The organism is Mucilaginibacter sp., from assembly GCF_028288205.1.
Taxonomy (GTDB): domain Bacteria; phylum Bacteroidota; class Bacteroidia; order Sphingobacteriales; family Sphingobacteriaceae; genus Mucilaginibacter.
This window is the reverse complement of record NZ_JAQBOD010000062.1, coordinates 1-17348: the sequence shown is the minus strand read 5'-3', so window position 1 is coordinate 17348 and position 17348 is coordinate 1. Positions and strand designations below refer to the sequence as shown.

The 17348-nt window shown below is 37.1% G+C and carries 18 protein-coding genes and 1 pseudogene; 3 read left to right on the top strand and 16 right to left on the bottom strand.

Translation table 11 applies throughout. The features are described from left to right. Positions 1–96: 96 nt before the first annotated feature. Both JWR23_RS15845 and JWR23_RS15840 read left to right on the top strand, forming a co-directional pair. Complete coding sequence (locus tag JWR23_RS15845) at positions 97–930, top strand: hypothetical protein (RefSeq protein ID WP_299517241.1); 834 nt, start codon at positions 97–99, stop codon at positions 928–930. A gap of 134 nt (positions 931–1064) precedes the next feature. Next, positions 1065–1622 carry a CAP domain-containing protein gene (locus JWR23_RS15840; protein WP_299517240.1) on the top strand — a complete coding sequence of 186 codons (558 nt, stop codon included), beginning with the start codon at positions 1065–1067 and terminating at the stop codon, positions 1620–1622. A gap of 3 nt (positions 1623–1625) precedes the next feature. Here the strand turns inward: JWR23_RS15840 and JWR23_RS15835 are convergent, their stop codons facing one another. The 13 genes from JWR23_RS15835 to JWR23_RS15775 all read right to left on the bottom strand — a co-directional run bounded on the left by JWR23_RS15835 (position 1626) and on the right by JWR23_RS15775 (position 14545). Beyond that, positions 1626–1832 (bottom strand): DUF1456 family protein, encoded by a 207-nt coding sequence (locus tag JWR23_RS15835; protein ID WP_299500783.1) that lies wholly within the window; start codon positions 1830–1832, stop codon positions 1626–1628. 24 nt (positions 1833–1856) lie between these two features. After that, positions 1857–3158, bottom strand: a complete 1302-nt coding sequence (locus tag JWR23_RS15830) for a DEAD/DEAH box helicase (protein ID WP_299517239.1) — start codon at positions 3156–3158, stop codon at positions 1857–1859. A 146-nt stretch (positions 3159–3304) separates the two neighbouring features. Next, entirely contained in the window at positions 3305–4675 is a 1371-nt protein-coding gene (locus JWR23_RS15825) for a putative oxidoreductase C-terminal domain-containing protein (RefSeq protein WP_299517238.1), read from the bottom strand. A 13-nt stretch (positions 4676–4688) separates the two neighbouring features. After that, the gene (locus tag JWR23_RS15820) at positions 4689–5237 is read right to left on the bottom strand and encodes a DUF4337 domain-containing protein (protein ID WP_299517236.1); all 549 of its coding nucleotides are present in this window, start codon (positions 5235–5237) and stop codon (positions 4689–4691) included. A gap of 118 nt (positions 5238–5355) precedes the next feature. Continuing rightward, the gene (locus JWR23_RS15815; protein ID WP_299517235.1) at positions 5356–5604 is read right to left on the bottom strand and encodes a hypothetical protein; all 249 of its coding nucleotides are present in this window, start codon (positions 5602–5604) and stop codon (positions 5356–5358) included. A gap of 48 nt (positions 5605–5652) precedes the next feature. Then, entirely contained in the window at positions 5653–6330 is a 678-nt protein-coding gene (locus JWR23_RS15810; protein ID WP_299517234.1) for a pseudouridine synthase, read from the bottom strand. 3 nt (positions 6331–6333) lie between these two features. Further along, positions 6334–6804 (bottom strand): nucleoside triphosphate pyrophosphohydrolase family protein, encoded by a 471-nt coding sequence (locus tag JWR23_RS15805; protein ID WP_299517232.1) that lies wholly within the window; start codon positions 6802–6804, stop codon positions 6334–6336. 92 nt (positions 6805–6896) lie between these two features. Next, positions 6897–7133: a hypothetical protein gene (locus JWR23_RS15800; protein WP_299517231.1), complete on the bottom strand. Its 237-nt coding sequence runs from the start codon at positions 7131–7133 to the stop codon at positions 6897–6899. A gap of 219 nt (positions 7134–7352) precedes the next feature. Then, positions 7353–9518 (bottom strand): DUF5703 domain-containing protein, encoded by a 2166-nt coding sequence (locus JWR23_RS15795; protein ID WP_299517230.1) that lies wholly within the window; start codon positions 9516–9518, stop codon positions 7353–7355. Positions 9519–9771: 253 nt separating this feature from the next. Then, on the bottom strand, positions 9772–10554 hold the full coding sequence (locus JWR23_RS15790) for a DUF1080 domain-containing protein (protein WP_299517229.1): 783 nt from the start codon (positions 10552–10554) through the stop codon (positions 9772–9774). Positions 10555–10680: 126 nt separating this feature from the next. Next, entirely contained in the window at positions 10681–11529 is an 849-nt protein-coding gene (locus JWR23_RS15785) for an SDR family oxidoreductase (RefSeq protein ID WP_299517227.1), read from the bottom strand. 111 nt (positions 11530–11640) lie between these two features. Continuing rightward, on the bottom strand, positions 11641–13404 hold the full coding sequence (argS, locus tag JWR23_RS15780) for an arginine--tRNA ligase (protein WP_299517225.1): 1764 nt from the start codon (positions 13402–13404) through the stop codon (positions 11641–11643). Between the two features lie 139 nt (positions 13405–13543). After that, positions 13544–14545, bottom strand: a complete 1002-nt coding sequence (locus JWR23_RS15775) for a glycosyltransferase family 4 protein (protein WP_299517224.1) — start codon at positions 14543–14545, stop codon at positions 13544–13546. 211 nt (positions 14546–14756) lie between these two features. On the opposite strand from JWR23_RS15775, the gene JWR23_RS15770 reads away from it, so the two are divergent. Further along, entirely contained in the window at positions 14757–15629 is an 873-nt protein-coding gene (locus tag JWR23_RS15770; protein WP_299517222.1) for a polysaccharide deacetylase family protein, read from the top strand. A 222-nt stretch (positions 15630–15851) separates the two neighbouring features. On the opposite strand, the gene JWR23_RS15765 is transcribed toward JWR23_RS15770, so the two are convergent. The 3 genes and pseudogenes from JWR23_RS15765 to JWR23_RS15755 all read right to left on the bottom strand — a co-directional run. Beyond that, complete coding sequence (locus JWR23_RS15765) at positions 15852–16112, bottom strand: hypothetical protein (RefSeq protein ID WP_299517221.1); 261 nt, start codon at positions 16110–16112, stop codon at positions 15852–15854. Positions 16113–16512: 400 nt separating this feature from the next. Beyond that, entirely contained in the window at positions 16513–16650 is a 138-nt protein-coding gene (locus tag JWR23_RS15760; protein WP_299517220.1) for a hypothetical protein, read from the bottom strand. Between the two features lie 279 nt (positions 16651–16929). Then, positions 16930–17348: pseudogene (locus JWR23_RS15755) on the bottom strand (insulinase family protein); the annotation flags it as partial.

Sequence of the window (17348 nt, the reverse complement as noted above, 5' to 3'; positions counted from 1 at the left end):
TTCTATACTATATCTTCTTTGTAAATTATTTATTTTAAATTTCCATTCCTTATCACAGTTAATTCATCTTAATATCAAATAGTTATAAAACAAGGCATGCTATTTGAATATAAGGGATGGCTGTATAAGGCGGCTATTTTTATGAAGAAACTTACTATACTTATCATTATTTTATTTTACGGACTAAGAGCATCTGCATTTAATGCGGTCATTGATACTGCTACCCAAAAATCAAACACAGCTATTACCCTGTTAGATAGCTTAAAACAACAATTACAGTTTACTGAAAACGATTCGCTTAAATCGCCTATTTATACCAAAATTGCTGCAGAGTATTTAAAATATGATAGCATAACAGATAAAAGGGTTAAACTTATTTATCAGAACCAGGCGCTTAATTATACCTATTTGGCGTTGCATTTATATTCGAGGTATAATGATACTATAGGTGAGCGTACATGCTTTAATAGTTTAGCTAAAGTTTATCGCTCACAAAAAAAATATACGCAGGCTAAATGGTTCATTATACAATCAAATTCGTTATCACGCGCTAAAAAAGATATTCCTAATATAATGGCTTCGCTTATTGAAATGGCTGCTATCAAAATGGATATTAAAGATTACAGTTTAGCTATGCGCGATTTAAATGAGGCCTTAAAACTATCAACAACTAATCATTTTCCACGAGTTGAATCAAAAGTACAGCTTAACTACGCATTGTTATACAGTCACTTAAATAAATATGATAAAGAGGCAATTGCTTTAAAAAGGCATGAATTTATTGATGATAGCATCCACAAAAAAGAAGCAGCAGCCCTAATAGCCAAAATTACTGCCCAGGATTCTTTGCAGATCAAAAAAAAAACCAATTCAACGCCCAACAAAAGAGCTTACAGAACAAATTACTCCAGAAGGATAGCCTCATTGTAATACTGATACTAATAATTGCACTCATAACAATATTAGTTTTATTTAGGTACAGAAGGCGTAAAAGAAGGATAAGGCATCCGCACAGCAAAAACAATAATTAAACTTCCATATCTATCTGTTGTCTAATCAATAATATGAAATATTTGATTTTCACTTTGGTATTTGCGTTAACCACAGTTAACCGCAGGCAAACTTACAGCGACCAACAATTTAAACAAGAATTTTTAGATAATATTAATCACACCAGGGCAAAGGGTTGCAAATGTGGCACTACACGCATGCCCCCTGCCCCACCTTTAATATGGAATGAGCAGCTTGAAAAAGCTGCAATGAGCCATGCAAGGGATATGGCTAACAAAGATTATTTTAGCCACACCAGTAAAGACGGCCGCACCTCGTTTGACAGGATTGAAAATACAGGGTACACTCATAAAGGGTACCGGAGCTTTGCAGTTGGCGAAAACATTGCTCAAGGCCAGGAAAGTATCGCGGAGGTTATGGCTGGCTGGTTTAAAAGTGAGGGCCATTGCCGCAACCTGATGAATCCTGACTTTAAAGAAGTGGGGGCTGCCACGTATAACACGTACTGGGTACAAGATTTTGGCGGCAGGGAAGCATTCTCTGCAGAAATGCAAAAGATGATAAAAAGCGGGAAAGTTAAAATTATTCAACGATCCGCCCCAGCGCAATAATTATTATTGAGGTTTAGGTCCGCGTTTATAAATTATTAAGCCGTTTAAAAAATTGCGAAGTATTTGATCGCCGCAAGGCTTAAAATTTGGATGATCTTCGTTTCTGAAGATGGCACCTAATTCGGTTTTAGTGATTCTGAAATTGGCCAGTTCTAAAACCTTTACAATATCATCGTCAGTAAACTTCATAGCTACCCTAAGCTTTTTCATAATATCATTATTACTCATATTATTCTATCTTGATATTTCGATTTTAACTTTCTTGTTTTTTATCTTTTCGCCTTTAAGCTTTTGTACTATATTTTCTATTTGTGTACGTTTTACCGCTGCATATGAGGTGTTATCCAAAACTTCTATTAAGCCCAGGTCCTCTTTAGGTAATTCGCCTTTTTTAAGTAATAACCCAACTATATCTACTTTGTTGATCTTATCCTTTTTACCGGCTGCAATATACAATGTGGCCCATGGAGTTATTTCAGGCAGCGTTAAATCTTCCGGTAATTCCTCTATCTCAGGTTTTTGACGAAGATACTCCTGCTTTTCGTCTTCATTCAATATCAGGTAAGCGGTACCTTTTGCATGCATACGTGCTGTACGTCCGTTACGATGTGTAAAAGCCTCCTCGTTATGTGGCAACTGGTAATGTATCACATATTCAATTTCAGGGATATCCAGTCCGCGCGATGCAAGGTCGGTAGTAATTAATAACCTATGGCTGCCGTTTCTAAATTTTAATAAAGCACGCTCCCTGTCGTCCTGTTCCATGCCGCCATGAAAAATATCATGTATTATTCCCCTGTCCCAAAGCAAATCACTAATACGTTCTACAGCTTCGCGATGATTGCAGAAAACCAGCGTGGACTTATTTCCTATTTTACAAATAAGCGAAAACAAAGTATCCAGCTTATCAGCTGCTTCAGATATAACTGCTTTTAATTTAATATCAGGCGCATTGGTCTTATTATTCAGGAAATCTAATTCTATAGGATTGATAACACCGGTAAAATCAGGTATCTCTTTCATTCTTGTGGCCGAAGTTAATACACGTTTGCTCAAATGCTCCAGCTGGCGTATTATCACCGTCATGTCGGTTTGAAAACCAAACTCTAACGATTTATCAAACTCATCCAATATCAATGTATGGATAGCCTCTGTACTAAAGCTGCCGTGACGCAAATGATGCGCTATACGGCCCGGCGTACCTATTAAAACAACGGGTGGTTGTGAAAGATTATTCTTTTCTATCTTGGTAGAGTGCCCGCCGTAACAGCAATTTACTTTAAAGCCGCTGCTTATGGCTTTAAATACCTGTTCTATCTGCAAAGCCAGCTCTCTTGACGGCACCAGGATAAGTACCTGAACCATATTAATATCAGCATGTAATGATTTTAATAATGGCAATAAAAACCCCAATGTTTTACCGGAACCTGTTGGAGAAAGTAAGATAAGATCACTTTTCGGATCGGCGCTTAACGCCGCGTTTTGCATTTCGTTCAATGCCGTGATCTTCAAATTTTCCAGCGCTTTTTTTATCATGGGCGTAAAGATACGGCTAATTGTGAGCTATAGTAATAACTCCTATCATTTCGACGAGGAACGAGGAGAAATCTTATACGCCTTATAGATCGTCTACATATCGTATAAGATTTCTCACTATCGTTCGAAATGACAAGGCATTTTAGTTATTTCCTACCTTTTGCCAGTGCCAACGCGGTAGTGGTAGTATAATACTTAGCTATCATGTTAGGCACTTCCCATTTTGGCATGTTGCCTTTACGCAGGTAATCTAAATATTTCTCGGTCACGCGCCCAAAATGCGCTTCGTGGCCATCTTTGTATTTTTCGGGGATAATAACCTCCCAGCCCTTAGCCTGTTTTTTAAGTTCAACACCGGGATATTTGTCCTGAATTATTTTTAATTTTTCAATCAGCAATTTCTCATAAGCAGCACTTTCATTTAGTGGTTCGATATATAAAGCAGGAATATACTTTTCGGTTGCTCCTTGTCTTACATACAGATCGGCCTTAGTGCCATGCAGTACGGAATACTGGCTGTCTCCACCCGCAACGGCAGAATAGGCCCATTTTGCTGTTAATTTAACGTTAGTACCAAACAATTGGTAATTAACCGTGCCATTTGCATAAACTTTCAGGATAGTATCTTTTACCACGTTCTTCTTTAAAAACGCCGGGAAGCCGTTTAATTTAGTAATAGCGTTAAACTGGCTCAATGTAACATCAGACGCCCATCGTTTAGCGCCGTTAAATTTTATATCTTTTTTGTAATTGATAATTTTATCCGGGAAACATTCCCATTGGGTAAGATCTACCAAATGCACACCTACGTCTTGCAGGCCCTCTCCTTGTTGTTTAACATCAAAGAACCAAGCCGGTCGGCTAAGCACACTGCCCGAAACAGATTTATAAAAATAATGTACACTCTCCATTTCAACACCCGGGTGTTGCGGTGTACCTTTTTTAAGCTGGCCAAATACTTCCGGAATCCCGGCAAACTCACGCTGTAAGGCATTGGTGATTTCGTAACGCTCGGTCATGATATCATACAAAACCAGTTTCTTTTTTGCTGCATCAGCAAAAGCACTTTTTAACATTTCAAAATGCTGGTTATCAATAGCCATGGGTTTGTCGCCCAAAACATTAAAACCGGCATCGATTGATCTTTTAATATATTCTGTTTTCTTTTGATTATTGCCGGCCATAACAACTACGTTACCGCGTTTTTCGGCTATCATTTTATTAAAAAAATCATCGCCGGTATAAACCAGTTCGTTCCAGTGTGTTGGATCAGCAGCGCGATGGTTATATGTATTGATCTTATCAAGGTGCGATTGTACATCTTCACCTTTAGGCGCATAAACATAAACATCGGGCTCAATATCACTTAACATGGTTTTTTGAACTAACGCGGCATGAAAGTGACCGGGATCTAAAGTAATAAGTCTAACCTTGTCATCCTTTTTTGTTTGTGCAAGTGCCGAAAACCCTAAAACGGCTGTACAAATAACTGTACAGCTAAATACAATACCTTTCATAAATTTTTATGGATTAAAACCAAATACCCTGGATTAAAAAGAAAATACCAATACATGCAAAACCTATACTTACCAGCCACAAACCTTTTCGCTTCACAATTATAGATATAGCGCCTATGGCAATAGAGATTTGAAACAAGGTGATACCACGGGCAAATACACTATGTTTTGCAACATGCACATCAGATTCTTTTTGAAACTCTTCTGCCTGTTTCTTAATTTCTGCCTGCTCTTTTTTATTATCTTTTATCTTATCTGCATCGGCGGCAATTGGAGTTTTGCCAAATGCAAGCAATAATTTATTGGTTTGGTTTAGTGTTTCTGATTTAATGCCCTTAGCCTGGTAATATGCCCATTGGTCTGACGCGTGTATCTGGGCCAGCATGGCTTCGTCTGCATGTTCTCCGGCCAATAATCCTGTTATGGCAGCCAGTACTGCAATTAATGCCGTAGAAAGTGCTACAAACAGCACCCAGCGCTCTTTCCCTTCTGAGAGGATATGATGGGCATGCTCATTGCTTTGTTCATGAATTTTTTCCGAATAGTTTTCTATCTCGTCCATGTTAGGTCGTAATACTATAAATGGGTTTTTCGGTAAAGATAAAATTAGAAATGCTTACCTGCAATAGTTATTAATAACAGATTATTGTATCGGGTTATCAGTATCGATACCGGCAAGATTATATATTTTGAATAAAGCTTGCTATTTCTGCTGCTTCGCGGTGCGAAAGATCGCCCATGCCGGTATATTCCCACTCCTTCATGTTATCGTCAAATACAATATCGCCCAAACCTACGTTTCCTTCAGTAAGTCTAAATACACCTTTTACATACAGATCACCTCCGGGTATATTTTGATTGACAGGAGTTATAGTTATGTTATGTTCTTCGCTGTTTTTATAAAGCCTATAATTTATCGGGGCTGTCATGACTTTACTACAAAATTAGTGTTGCTTTGTTTGAAACTGAACATATAATTACCAGCGCATTATTTGTATAACCCGTTTAAATTCTGCCTGTAATGGCGCTTCAATAACAATATGTGTATTCATAACCGGATGATTAAATGACAGTTGCGAGGCATGTAATAACAAAGTTGTCATACCCCACTTTTCCTTAAATAATTTATTCTGTTTATTACACCCGTGCGTAGTATCGCCAATTATAGGGTGAAAAACATGGCTCATGTGCTTCCTTATCTGGTGCATTCGCCCCGTTGTTGGTTTAATTTCTATTAACGAATATCGTGAAGTATCATGTACACCAAGAGGAACAGGTATTTCTGCGCGATTGAGTGTTTGGTAAACAGTAAATGCTTCCTGTAGCATACCATTTTCTTTTCTTAACGGATAATTTATTTCTTCGCTATCAGGAGTATAGCCTCTTACAATAGCTGTATATTTTTTATTTACCAGGTTATCAGAAAATTGCTGTTGCATTGCTATTTCTACCTCCTTGTTCAATGCAAATAATAAAATCCCTCCAGTTGCTCTGTCCAAACGATGTACAGGATTAACCTTTAAACCAACCTGGTCTCTTAATAGCTGCAAGGCAAATTCTTCTGCATCTGCCGCTATTGATGAGCGATGCACTAATAAACCATGCGGTTTGTTTATAGCGATCAGGCAATCATCACGATAAAGGATATCTAACATTAATTATCCTAATATGGCGCGCAGGTCGGCAGGCGAATAGTTTACTGATTTTAAGGTTTTATCATCAGGCGTTCTATATACCAGGTATAAGCCATCAATTTCTTTAAAGTATGATTCAGTATTACCTTTGCTTTTATAGTAATCAATAGTTGCATTAGCCTCTTCTATAGTCTTACATGCCTTGCTCATGTTTGAGCGGTGAACTTCATCAAATAGTTCTTTAAATTTTTCGCCCAAGCCAAATTCTAAAACAGCTCCGGAAAGCACATATTGCAGGTCGCAAAGCGCGTCGGCAATTTCAACAAGATCATTATCATTAACAGCTTGCTGTAATTCCTTTAATTCTTCTGCTAAAAGCTCAATGCGTAACTTACAACGCTCCGTTGATGGGATAGACGGTACTGGTATAATGGGATGTTTAAAGGTGGTATGGAATTCTGCTACTTGGTTTAATGAGTTTAAATCTTTTATCATGATATGTAATGGAATTTATAGTCATTGGCGTATTGCAATGACATTGCTAAGTTATAAATTACCGAGTGCATGTCAATATTTAAGAGATAATTTTAAGGCGTATATACAGCTCCTTTTTTTAAGGATGCATTATATTTTGTCTGAATAGTTAAATAGCTGTTATTAGCATCAATAAGCGTTAAGATAATATATTCTGGATTCCATTGTCCAATAGCAAATACATGGTAGGGTTGTTTATACTTACTAATATCATAATTATTAGTAATACGTTGCCTGGGCGCTGCACACGAAAATAATAACAAGCTGAAAAATAAGGGGATTTTTTTCATGCAACAATGGTTTAAGCCGACTTAAATATAGTATTAGTTATATTTAAATCAAAATATTTACAATAAAAATATTTATAATACTGTAAAATATTTTTATTGTGGTTAAAAAAGCATCATTTTATGATAATATTTGATAATAGCCACAAACAAAAAATGCAAAGTGCTATCCTGCACTTTGCATTTTTTGTTTAAATAATAATATTTTTTACTAAAATATTATTATTTTGACATATCAATAACATCTGCTTTACGGGAAGCCGGTGTAACAACCAGATCAATTAATTTACCATCTTTAACTTTACCCTGAACAGTTGTATTAAATGGCGCATTTAATTTAAACTCTGTGTCCCCCCACTCTTTTGGCCAGGCTGGTAATAACATAATCTTTTTACCATTTATCTGCATCAGCATTTCCTGTAAACCATTTTCACCATTACCACCGTTATCCTCATCAGGTGCATAATCATGTCCGGTGGCCCAAAAGGCCGGAAATTTCAGCGTAGGCTCTTTACGTGCAAAATTGTAGGAAACATATACCTTGGCAACATCAGGTAATCCAAGCATGGCGGCCTGTATAGGGTCCTGTATCCAACAGCCTTTATCTTTAAATTTGCGTACCTCAAAGGTGTTTTTTGCCAAATCAAGATCAGGTCTGCCTAATCCATATATACGGAAAGGATAAATAGCGTACAGCTCGGGGTTTTCTAAATTATGCCCCTTTACGGTTTGCGGGCCCGTGTAGGGTAATAATACTTGTTTACCGTCCTTATCACCTACAGGTAACGGGGGCAATTCGTCATAGAACCTTTTCCAGTTAGCACGTTCTTTTTCATCTATTACACCAGCCGGCAATGTCATTAGTCTGCCAACAACCGCGTGTAAACCTGCAATATCCGGTGCCGGGTTATGCGCCTTCCAAAACATTTCAATAGAGTTATCCGGGTCAAGCAATAATTTACCCTGTGCATCACGGCCAAAATGTTTATCAAAAAACTCTACCCCTGCAGACGCAATTGGCAATAGTGTTTCTTTAGCGAATTTTTTATCACCTGTATATTCATAATAATCAAGCATCATCATACTCAATTCCAGTATCGGGGTGAAATAATGCCCTGTCCAGTTTTCTTTAACTTCGGGCCCCATATAGGGTAAGCCACCCCAAAAAGGTTGTGTTTCCTGGAAATATGCGCCGCCATGATTATAATATTTTTTTACCTGCGCAGCATTATCGGGCAATATTTTAGCGTACATTTTAAATAGTGGCAGCATTTCATCAAAATCGCCGGCCATTAAGCGCGGCCAGTACATTGGCCTGGTATTTTGAAACCAGTATTGACCGCCCCATTCGCGGTAATCGGCATCAATACTTACTATTTTCCTGTTTTGTTTATACTGCGGATTATCCACTACGAATATAGAGCCATTAAATTTTATAGGATACGCCCCCCTGCCGGCACATGCGGTAACATAACGCTGCAAAACATATCCCTGTGTATTTTTTACTGCAGCCTCATCGCCTTTTATAAATATCCAGCTTCGGTGCCAGAATTTATCCCACCATTGCTGATGAGCCAGGCGTGTTTGTTCAAACGGAAGCGCATCGATGTGGGCTATTTGCTTGTTTAATTGATTTAACCATTCATCGGGAGTAATATCTTTTGTAGTTAACGGGTAAACAGAGATCGATTGAGTAAATGATGCTTTCGATTGCAACGTGGTATCATCTTTAGTTACTAACCCTTTACCTTTAATTATTCCTCCAAACGTTATACCCTGTAAATGAATGTCTGCATCTTTTGCATTTTGATGATACCATGCAATTTTATTTGCCTGGTTTGTCATTATTATATCGCCATTACCAGCACGCCAGTTATCTAAAGTTACTTTTACCGATACCGGCTTAGTACTTTTAGATTCAACTCTTATAACCGGGTTATTGGCATCAACCCACACCCTAAGCTGTGTATCGCCTTCTTTAACTAATATTTCACTGTTATGCAGCTTAAGCACTTGCGTAAATAGGGTTCCCTGAGTTAGAGGAGTTGGGCTTAATGATACACGCACTTTGCCTAATTTCATTAAAACCCCGCCATCTTTAATCCAGTTATTCTTTTCAGTAGCAGAGGCTGCTCCCCATGCATCGGTTTTGCCTATAAAAAAACAAAGATCACCGTTTGGTTCAACCCATACATTAAGGCCAATATCCCCATTACCTATTGGCATTGATTGTGACGACGTTGGGCCCGGGCTATCCCAGCTTACATTATAGGCATCCAATAATGGGCTAATATTAAATGCTGTTTTTTTTACCTGGCTATTAGCGGTTGTACTTACCAGTACAGCTAATAATGCGGATAGTACCGCTTTAAAAAGCTTCGTATTCATTTGTTTAGGAGTTATATTTAGGTGTTATTGGTTTATTATTAGTTAAGTATAGCAATTACAATCGATTGCAGTAAACTGCTATCAATTCTTTCAAAAAATTCTTAGTAATAATGGATCTATAAAATTGGTTAAACTTACCGACTAATGTATTGATTAACTAAGTCTAATATATGTAAAAAGTACGTTACCTCGCACTATATAATTTGCGTGGTAACGTACTTAAATGTTTATTTTATTTATTAACGGGGACTATTTATAGTTGCCTAACCCAAATATTACGGTAGCTGATTGGCTCGCTTTTATCGCCATGGGCTTGCAGTTTTATTGGGGCGGGGCCGTGTTTTACGCTATATGATGGCTGACCGACAAATTGGGTCGGGCCCAGCAATGATACATTGTTTTGAACCAGTATCCCATTGAAAAACACGGTCGCTCTGGCCGGTGTTTTAACGGTACCGTTTTCATTAAAGGTGGGCGCGGTCCATATTATATCATAGGTTTGCCATTCGCCGGGTGGCTTATTGGCGTTTACCAATGGGATAAATTGTTTGTAAATACTTCCAGCCTGGCCGTTAACATATGTTTTATTTTTATATGAATCTAATATCTGTAATTCGTAGCCTGCATCGCCTTTACCTAACGAGGCCAAAAATACTCCGCTATTACCACGCGCCTGGTCGGTGCCGGTTATGTTAGAAGGTATTCTCCACTCAATATGTAACTGGTAGCTTCCAAATGATTTAACAGTTTCAATATTTCCTGTGCCTTTTTTTACAGTTAAAATACCATCAGCAACGATCCAGTCAGCCGGCGTACCTCTTTGCTCGGTCGACGTCCATTGATCTAAATTTTTACCATCAAATAATATAATAGCGTCAGATGGTGCATCGCTGTTAGTTTTACCGGGCGTTACTACATTCGGAACGGGTTCATAAACCTCGGTATCTTCATGTTTGGGTTTATTTTGAGCGTTAGCTATAAAGAAATTGCCGGCAAATAACGCTGCAAGTAATAGGGTGTGTTTTTTATAAAACATAATAAAGAAATTGGTAAGCAAACATAGTAAAAAAATAAAAAATCACCCTGTGTAAAAACAGGATGATGTAATATAATTAAGTAAATTGGGAATATAGGGTATTAATTGGTCTCTTAAAAACCCATATCAACCATTTACCACTTCACCACCATTAACATGAATTACCTGTCCTGTTATAAATGATGCATCATCAGATGCCAGGAACACATAGGCCGGTGCAAGTTCTGATGGTTGCCCTGCACGCTTCATGGCGGTTTCTGATCCAAACTTTTTAATTTTCTCTTCATCAAAGGTCGATACGATCAATGGTGTCCAAACCGGGCCCGGAGCAACTGCGTTTACACGTATTTTTTTTTCGGTAAGATTGGTTGCCAATGAACGGGTAAATGAAGTAATAGCACCTTTAGTAGAAGAATAATCTATCAGATTTGGTGATGAACGATAAGCGGTAACAGAGGTGGTATTAATAATGGTATCCCCTTCCTGCATATGTGCCAATGCCGCTTTTGCAAAATGGAAGTAAGCGAAAATATTTGTCTTAAAGGTATCTTCCAGCTGTTTTTCATCTATTTCTTTTGGGTCTTTCTCGGGCACCTGGATACCGGCATTATTTACCAATATATTCAATTTACCAAATTCTTTAACTACTTGCTCTACAGCTTTTTTACAAAACGAACTCTTTTTAACATCACCTTTAATCAGCAGGCACTTACGACCAAAGGATAGAACTATTTCCCTGGTTTCTATGGCATCCACATCTTCATCTAAATAAACAATTGCAATATCTGCACCTTCTTTAGCATAATGCACGCTAACCGCACGACCAATGCCGCTATCTCCGCCGGTTATAAGCGCTGTTTTGCCTGTAAGCTTACCGGCAGCTTTATAAGTCGCTTTTATGTATTCGGGGCGCGGGTTCATCTTAGCTTCAATGCCCGGCTGTTTGTTTTGCTTTTGGGGAGTTTTAGTTTCCATTTTGTTGTTGATTATCTACTTCTAAAACCTCTGGCTTTTAAATAATGTTTTCAATAAACAAAAAAAGCTACCTATAGGGCAGCTTTGACAATTATTTTTTCTTGTTAAGATTTACATCCGCTCGGGCACATCAATACCCAGCAAATTCATAGCCTTACTGATAACTTTGGCTGATGCAACAGAAAGCTCCAGCCTGAATTGCTTTACCAGTTCATCTTCAGCCTGTAGTATAGAATGCTCATGATAAAACTTATTATAAGTTTTAGCCAACTCGTACACATAATTAGCTACGGTGCCGGGGTTATAGGCAATTGCTGCCTGTGTAATTATATCGGGAAACTGTGTTAGTGTTACTATCAGATCACGCTCTTCGGGAGCCAATTCTGTTGGATCTGTTTCCATACCTGTTATAGTTGCCCTATTTAAAACCGATTTAATACGGGCATGGGTATATTGTATAAACGGACCTGTATGTCCCTGAAAATCTACTGATTCATTAGGATCAAATAACAATCTTTTTTTGGGGTCAACCTTTAACAGGAAATATTTTAAAGCGCCCATGCCAATAGTATGGTATAGTTGTTCTTTCTCTTCCTCACCAAAATCATTTATCTTGCCTAAAGCTTCTGTTTGTTTTCTGGCGGTGCTTTCCATTTCGGCAATCAGGTCATCAGCATCAACAACTGTTCCTTCACGCGATTTCATTTTCCCTGATGGCAGATCAACCATCCCATACGATAAATGGAATAATCCCCTTGCCCAGGCTTTACCCAGTTTTTGCAATATCAGAAACAACACTTTAAAATGGTAATCCTGTTCATTTCCTACTACATAAATAGATTCATCCATTTGGAAATCATCATATTTTAGCTGGGCAGTACCCATATCCTGGGTCATGTAAACTGAAGTACCGTCGGCGCGTAAAACCAGTTTCTGGTCAAGGCCATCCTCAGTCAGATCTATCCACACAGAACCATCTTCCTTTTTAAAGAACACGCCGCTTTGCAAACCTTCATCAATAATATCTTTACCTAATAAATAGGTGTTAGATTCATAATAGAATTTATCAAACTCTACCCCCAGGGCTTTATACGTTTTTCCAAAACCATCATATACCCAGGTATTCATGGTTTTCCATAAGTCGATAACTTTCTCTTCGCCGGCCTCCCATTTAAGCAGCAATTCTTGAGCCTGCTTTATAAGCGGGGCATTTTTTTTTGCTTCCTCTTCTGTTTGACCTTCTGATTTTAAGAATTCTATCTCTTTTTTGTATTCCTTATCAAATATTACGTAATACTTGCCTACCAAATGGTCGCCTTTTTCGCCTGTTGATTGCGGCGTTTCGCCATTACCGTATAGTTGCCAGGCCAGCATAGATTTACAGATATGTATGCCGCGGTCATTCACCAAATTGGTCTTAATTACTTCATAACCTGCAGCCTCAAGAATTTGAGCTACAGAATAACCTAACAGGTTGTTACGCACATGACCCAGGTGCAACGGCTTATTGGTGTTGGGTGATGAGTATTCAACCATCACCTTTTTGCCATTTGGTTTTAAAACGGCAAAATCGTCCTTTAAAATTTCTGTGTATAATTGATCTATCCAATAAGCACTGCAAATAGAAATATTTAAAAACCCTTTTATTACGTTAAAGGCCGAAATTTCTTTTAATGATTTTTTTAAATATTCTCCTATCTCCGCCCCGGTTTGCTCCGGCGATTTACGTGAAAACTTAGTGAACGGAAAAGTAACTATAGTAACCTGACCCTCAAATTCCTTGCGTGTTTCCTGCAGACTTATATCGGCTGGTGCAATATCTGCCTGATATAATTGTTTAACAGCTTTAACAGTAGATTCAATAATAAAATTCATACTGCAAAATTAATAAAATAGTCCAAGCATTAAGCGTGGTAATGGTGTTAATAGCTTGTATAATCGTATGCTATCAAAATCTCAGCTTCTTCCATATAATAGCCAGCAAGCCAAATTTTAAATTAAAGCATTACCTGTTTTAATTTTGTTGCATTTGTTTTATAACATCAAGATACATCGAAACCATTTTTTCATATGTAAACATACTCTCATATCTTTTCCTGCTATTCAGGCTCATTTTTAAATACTCTTCTTCAGATAGTAACACTAATTTGTTTAAAGTATCAGCCAAACGATCCCAGCTGTCATCTAATAAAATTCCATTTTCACCGGGTATACAAATTTCTAAATTTCCACCAACATCATTGGCTAATATTGGCTTGCCTCGCATTATTCCCTCTATTAGGGATATCGGTAACCCCTCTCTAATAGAAAAGAGCATTAAATAATTAACATCATTAATCAACTCATTTATATTTTCAATAAAACCCAAAGGTTTAAAATTAGATGAATGCTTACATTTTTCAATTAATTGTTGATAATCCGGACCGGTACCCGCAAAATGGATCTCTATTTCGGGTAATAATTTGTTAGTAAGATTATCCACTATTTCAAGCTGCCTTTTTAGGTTATATATTTTGGCTGAATAAAGAATAACGATTTTATCCTTTTTCTTGTATGGTATAGTAGTGTTACCATAGTCCTTGATCCCATTATAAATTAAGCGTATATTCCTCTCTTTTAAACCGAAGTAATTAATTAGGTTATCAGTAACTTTTCCAGAAATAGAAATAATATCATCAGGGAACATGGAAGCCCAATTCAAAGTATCATAAACACAATGAGAAACATATAAAACTTTGGTATTTAAAAAAAACAAACGCTTTAGAGTCATTATAAATGTAATAATTCGCCTGTCATGAACTATGAGCAATTTGTTATTCAGGTAAAATGGATTGGTGAATTTTACATATTCGTGTTGGTCGATCTTATATTTAGGATGGATATCCCCGAATTTAGAAAACCCTAATACTTTAGCATTGTGTTTGTTTTTAATACCCCTGTGGATATCCACAAGTACTTTTTGCGCACCGCCAAACTCATCTAAATCCTTTGTAAGTGAAAGTATTTCAAAAGCCATTATAAATTATATGATATATAAACAATCCGATTCACACAGTATCAAGCAATTATTTTAACTCGTATTTAATTTAATTGTTTTTTTAAATAGATAAAAAATATGTTTCATTTTCTTTAAAAGATATACAACAATAAGTGTTTTAACATGTTACAGAGGTTAATTTATTTTCTATTCAATTAATATTTAATTTAAAACATTTACTCACGTACCTATGAAAAAGAAACTCCGAAATTTAATTGGCCGGCTTCTTGCAATTTTTTTTATCAGTTTAGGCTTAACCCGCCGTGTAAAAAAGCGTGCTAAAAATGGGGAATTTATTTTGTCCGTTTTTTTCCATAATCCGGGTAGGGAGCTTTTTGAATATTGTATAAAATGGCTTTTAAAAAATAAATTCGTTTTTCTTACTCAGAACGATGTAATTGCTTATTCACAACAAAACAAACCTTTGCCAAAAAATGCGGTAATTATTACAGTAGATGATGGATGGCAGGGTAATATAGAAAATGTTGTTAAAGTAGCTGCTAAATATAAGGTTCCTGTCACTATCTTTATTTCAACAGAACCTGTACAAAATGGCGTTTATTGGTGGTCGTATATCGAGGCCGGAAATAAAAATGTAGAATTTTATAAAACATTGCCGAACGATCAAAGGCTTACTGAGGTAAAAGACATTAAGGACACGATAGTTTTAAACCGGGAGGCAATGACATCAGACCAGGTTAAGGAAATAGCTGAATATGATTGTATAACTATTGGCGGCCATACCGTTAACCACCCTATTCTTACTAAATGTAATGATGAAGATGTATATAATGAGTTAAATACCTCTAAAATAGTACTCGAAGAATGGATAAATAAACCTGTTGATTCATTTGCATATCCAAACGGGAGTTATGGAAAAAGAGAAGTTGAGTATTTAAAACAGTTAAATTATAGTATTGCCTATACAACAAAGGCAGCATATCTAAATGAATCTTCTTTGCAAAATATTTTAGAACTGCCAAGATTTTTTGTTTTAGAAAACATTTCTAACGCAGAGGCTTTATGCAGGATGTTAGGTGTATGGCAAGCTTTTTTTGATTAATCTGTCAAGATTTAAACTATTAAATGCAGGAATTTATTTAGCAGTTAAAAGTTAAATCGGCAGCCACTGGTCACACAACAGTTTATTCAACTATAGTGAAATTTTCAGATACATTCTTAATTTCCCGAATAGTTGATCGCTTAATATTTAAGCTACCATGTGCACCATTAGAGATGTATAGGCCATATCTGCCTTTTACACCAATTCCATAGTTTGAAATATTTATATTTTGCAGGGTATATTAGTTAATACACCGATTTGCCCATCACCGTTTTTAGCAATTACACTTAATCCGTTCGACAAGCTGTTATCAATATTTAAATTACGCATGTTAATACCGGCAATGCTGCGCTTGTCAACACATATCTCAACAGCGGCACGCCAGTCCCATTCGTAATCAAAGCCGCCGTTTATGAGGCAAATGTAGAATTTTTTAATTAATATACTAATTCTATAGAATTTATAGTTTAATATATAACACATAAGTTACCATGGATATGGCCGCAGTGGAGAAAATGGAAGGAAGTAAAAAGAATTTAGGGAAGGATAAACAAGTGGAAAACCGGAAATATGGACCGAGGAATGAGGCCCATATTTCTTAAATGCAGCGAAGCGGCTGAGTGATAACGAAGCGGCTGGAACTGCTGGCCAAATTAATCGGCAAATATCGACAACAATAAATACCTTAAAACCAATTAGTTATGATGGTTACTTGCCGATACAGAAAGTACTGACATACTGATAATTAAGTAGTTATGCTTTTTTAGTTGCAAAATAGCAACAAAAAATCGACCATTTTTTAGGTTAATTTCCCGTTTGCGATGTGGAAAATTTCTTTGTAAAGGTATATCAGATCGCTGTAATTTTCAAATCCGCTCGAGGGTTAAGCAGCACTTAGTGCCTGACTCCAGTCATTAGCCAGCGTTACAGTGGTGCCGAAAGTATTAGACGCTATCTTTGAACTTAATATGCTTATCACTGCCAACTCTTTTTTTAAATAGCTCAATACTGGCAGCAGCATATCCTTCGCGATACTGTAGGGATCGTTTGCATATTTATCAGCGGTGAGGGAGGTATTCGAACCAACTTATTGATGCTCGGCTAACAACAACGCCATTATAAATGGTCCGCTTATGTGATGATACCTTCGCCTTCAAAGTATAATAATAAGAAAGCACTTCTCTGCCAGTAAGAAGTGCTCTACATTAATTAACTATCTTCATTTTAACGTAATGAAAAAACTATAAAGAACGATCGGAAAAGTCTGGCGCAATTCCCTTTTATTGTTATTATTAGGTTCTTATTTTCCGCTTACATTTGCCGGCGGAGTTATATTGCTGTTATTTTCGGGTAAAAGCACAAACCTGATGTAGTTTTTACCGCTTAGATATTTTTGAGCAGTATGTTTTAAGCTTTCAGGCGTTACCGATTGCAGGTCGATAGCATAGCTATCCAGTTCTGTAAGCGGGTTATTATTTTGCAACGCTCCACTTAAATAACCTAACCAAAACTTGTTAGTTTTAAGTTCGGTTTCGCGGTTGCGTTGGTCCTCGGCTTTGTATTTGTCTATATTTACCTGCGGGGGGCCTTGTGTTTTTAGTTTGTCCACCTCGTCCAATGCCGATGCGATCAGCTTATCAACATTTTGCGGCGCACAACCAAAAGTGATCACAAAGTTGTAACGCGGGTTTGGCACCTTACCTACGTTGGCATAAGCGC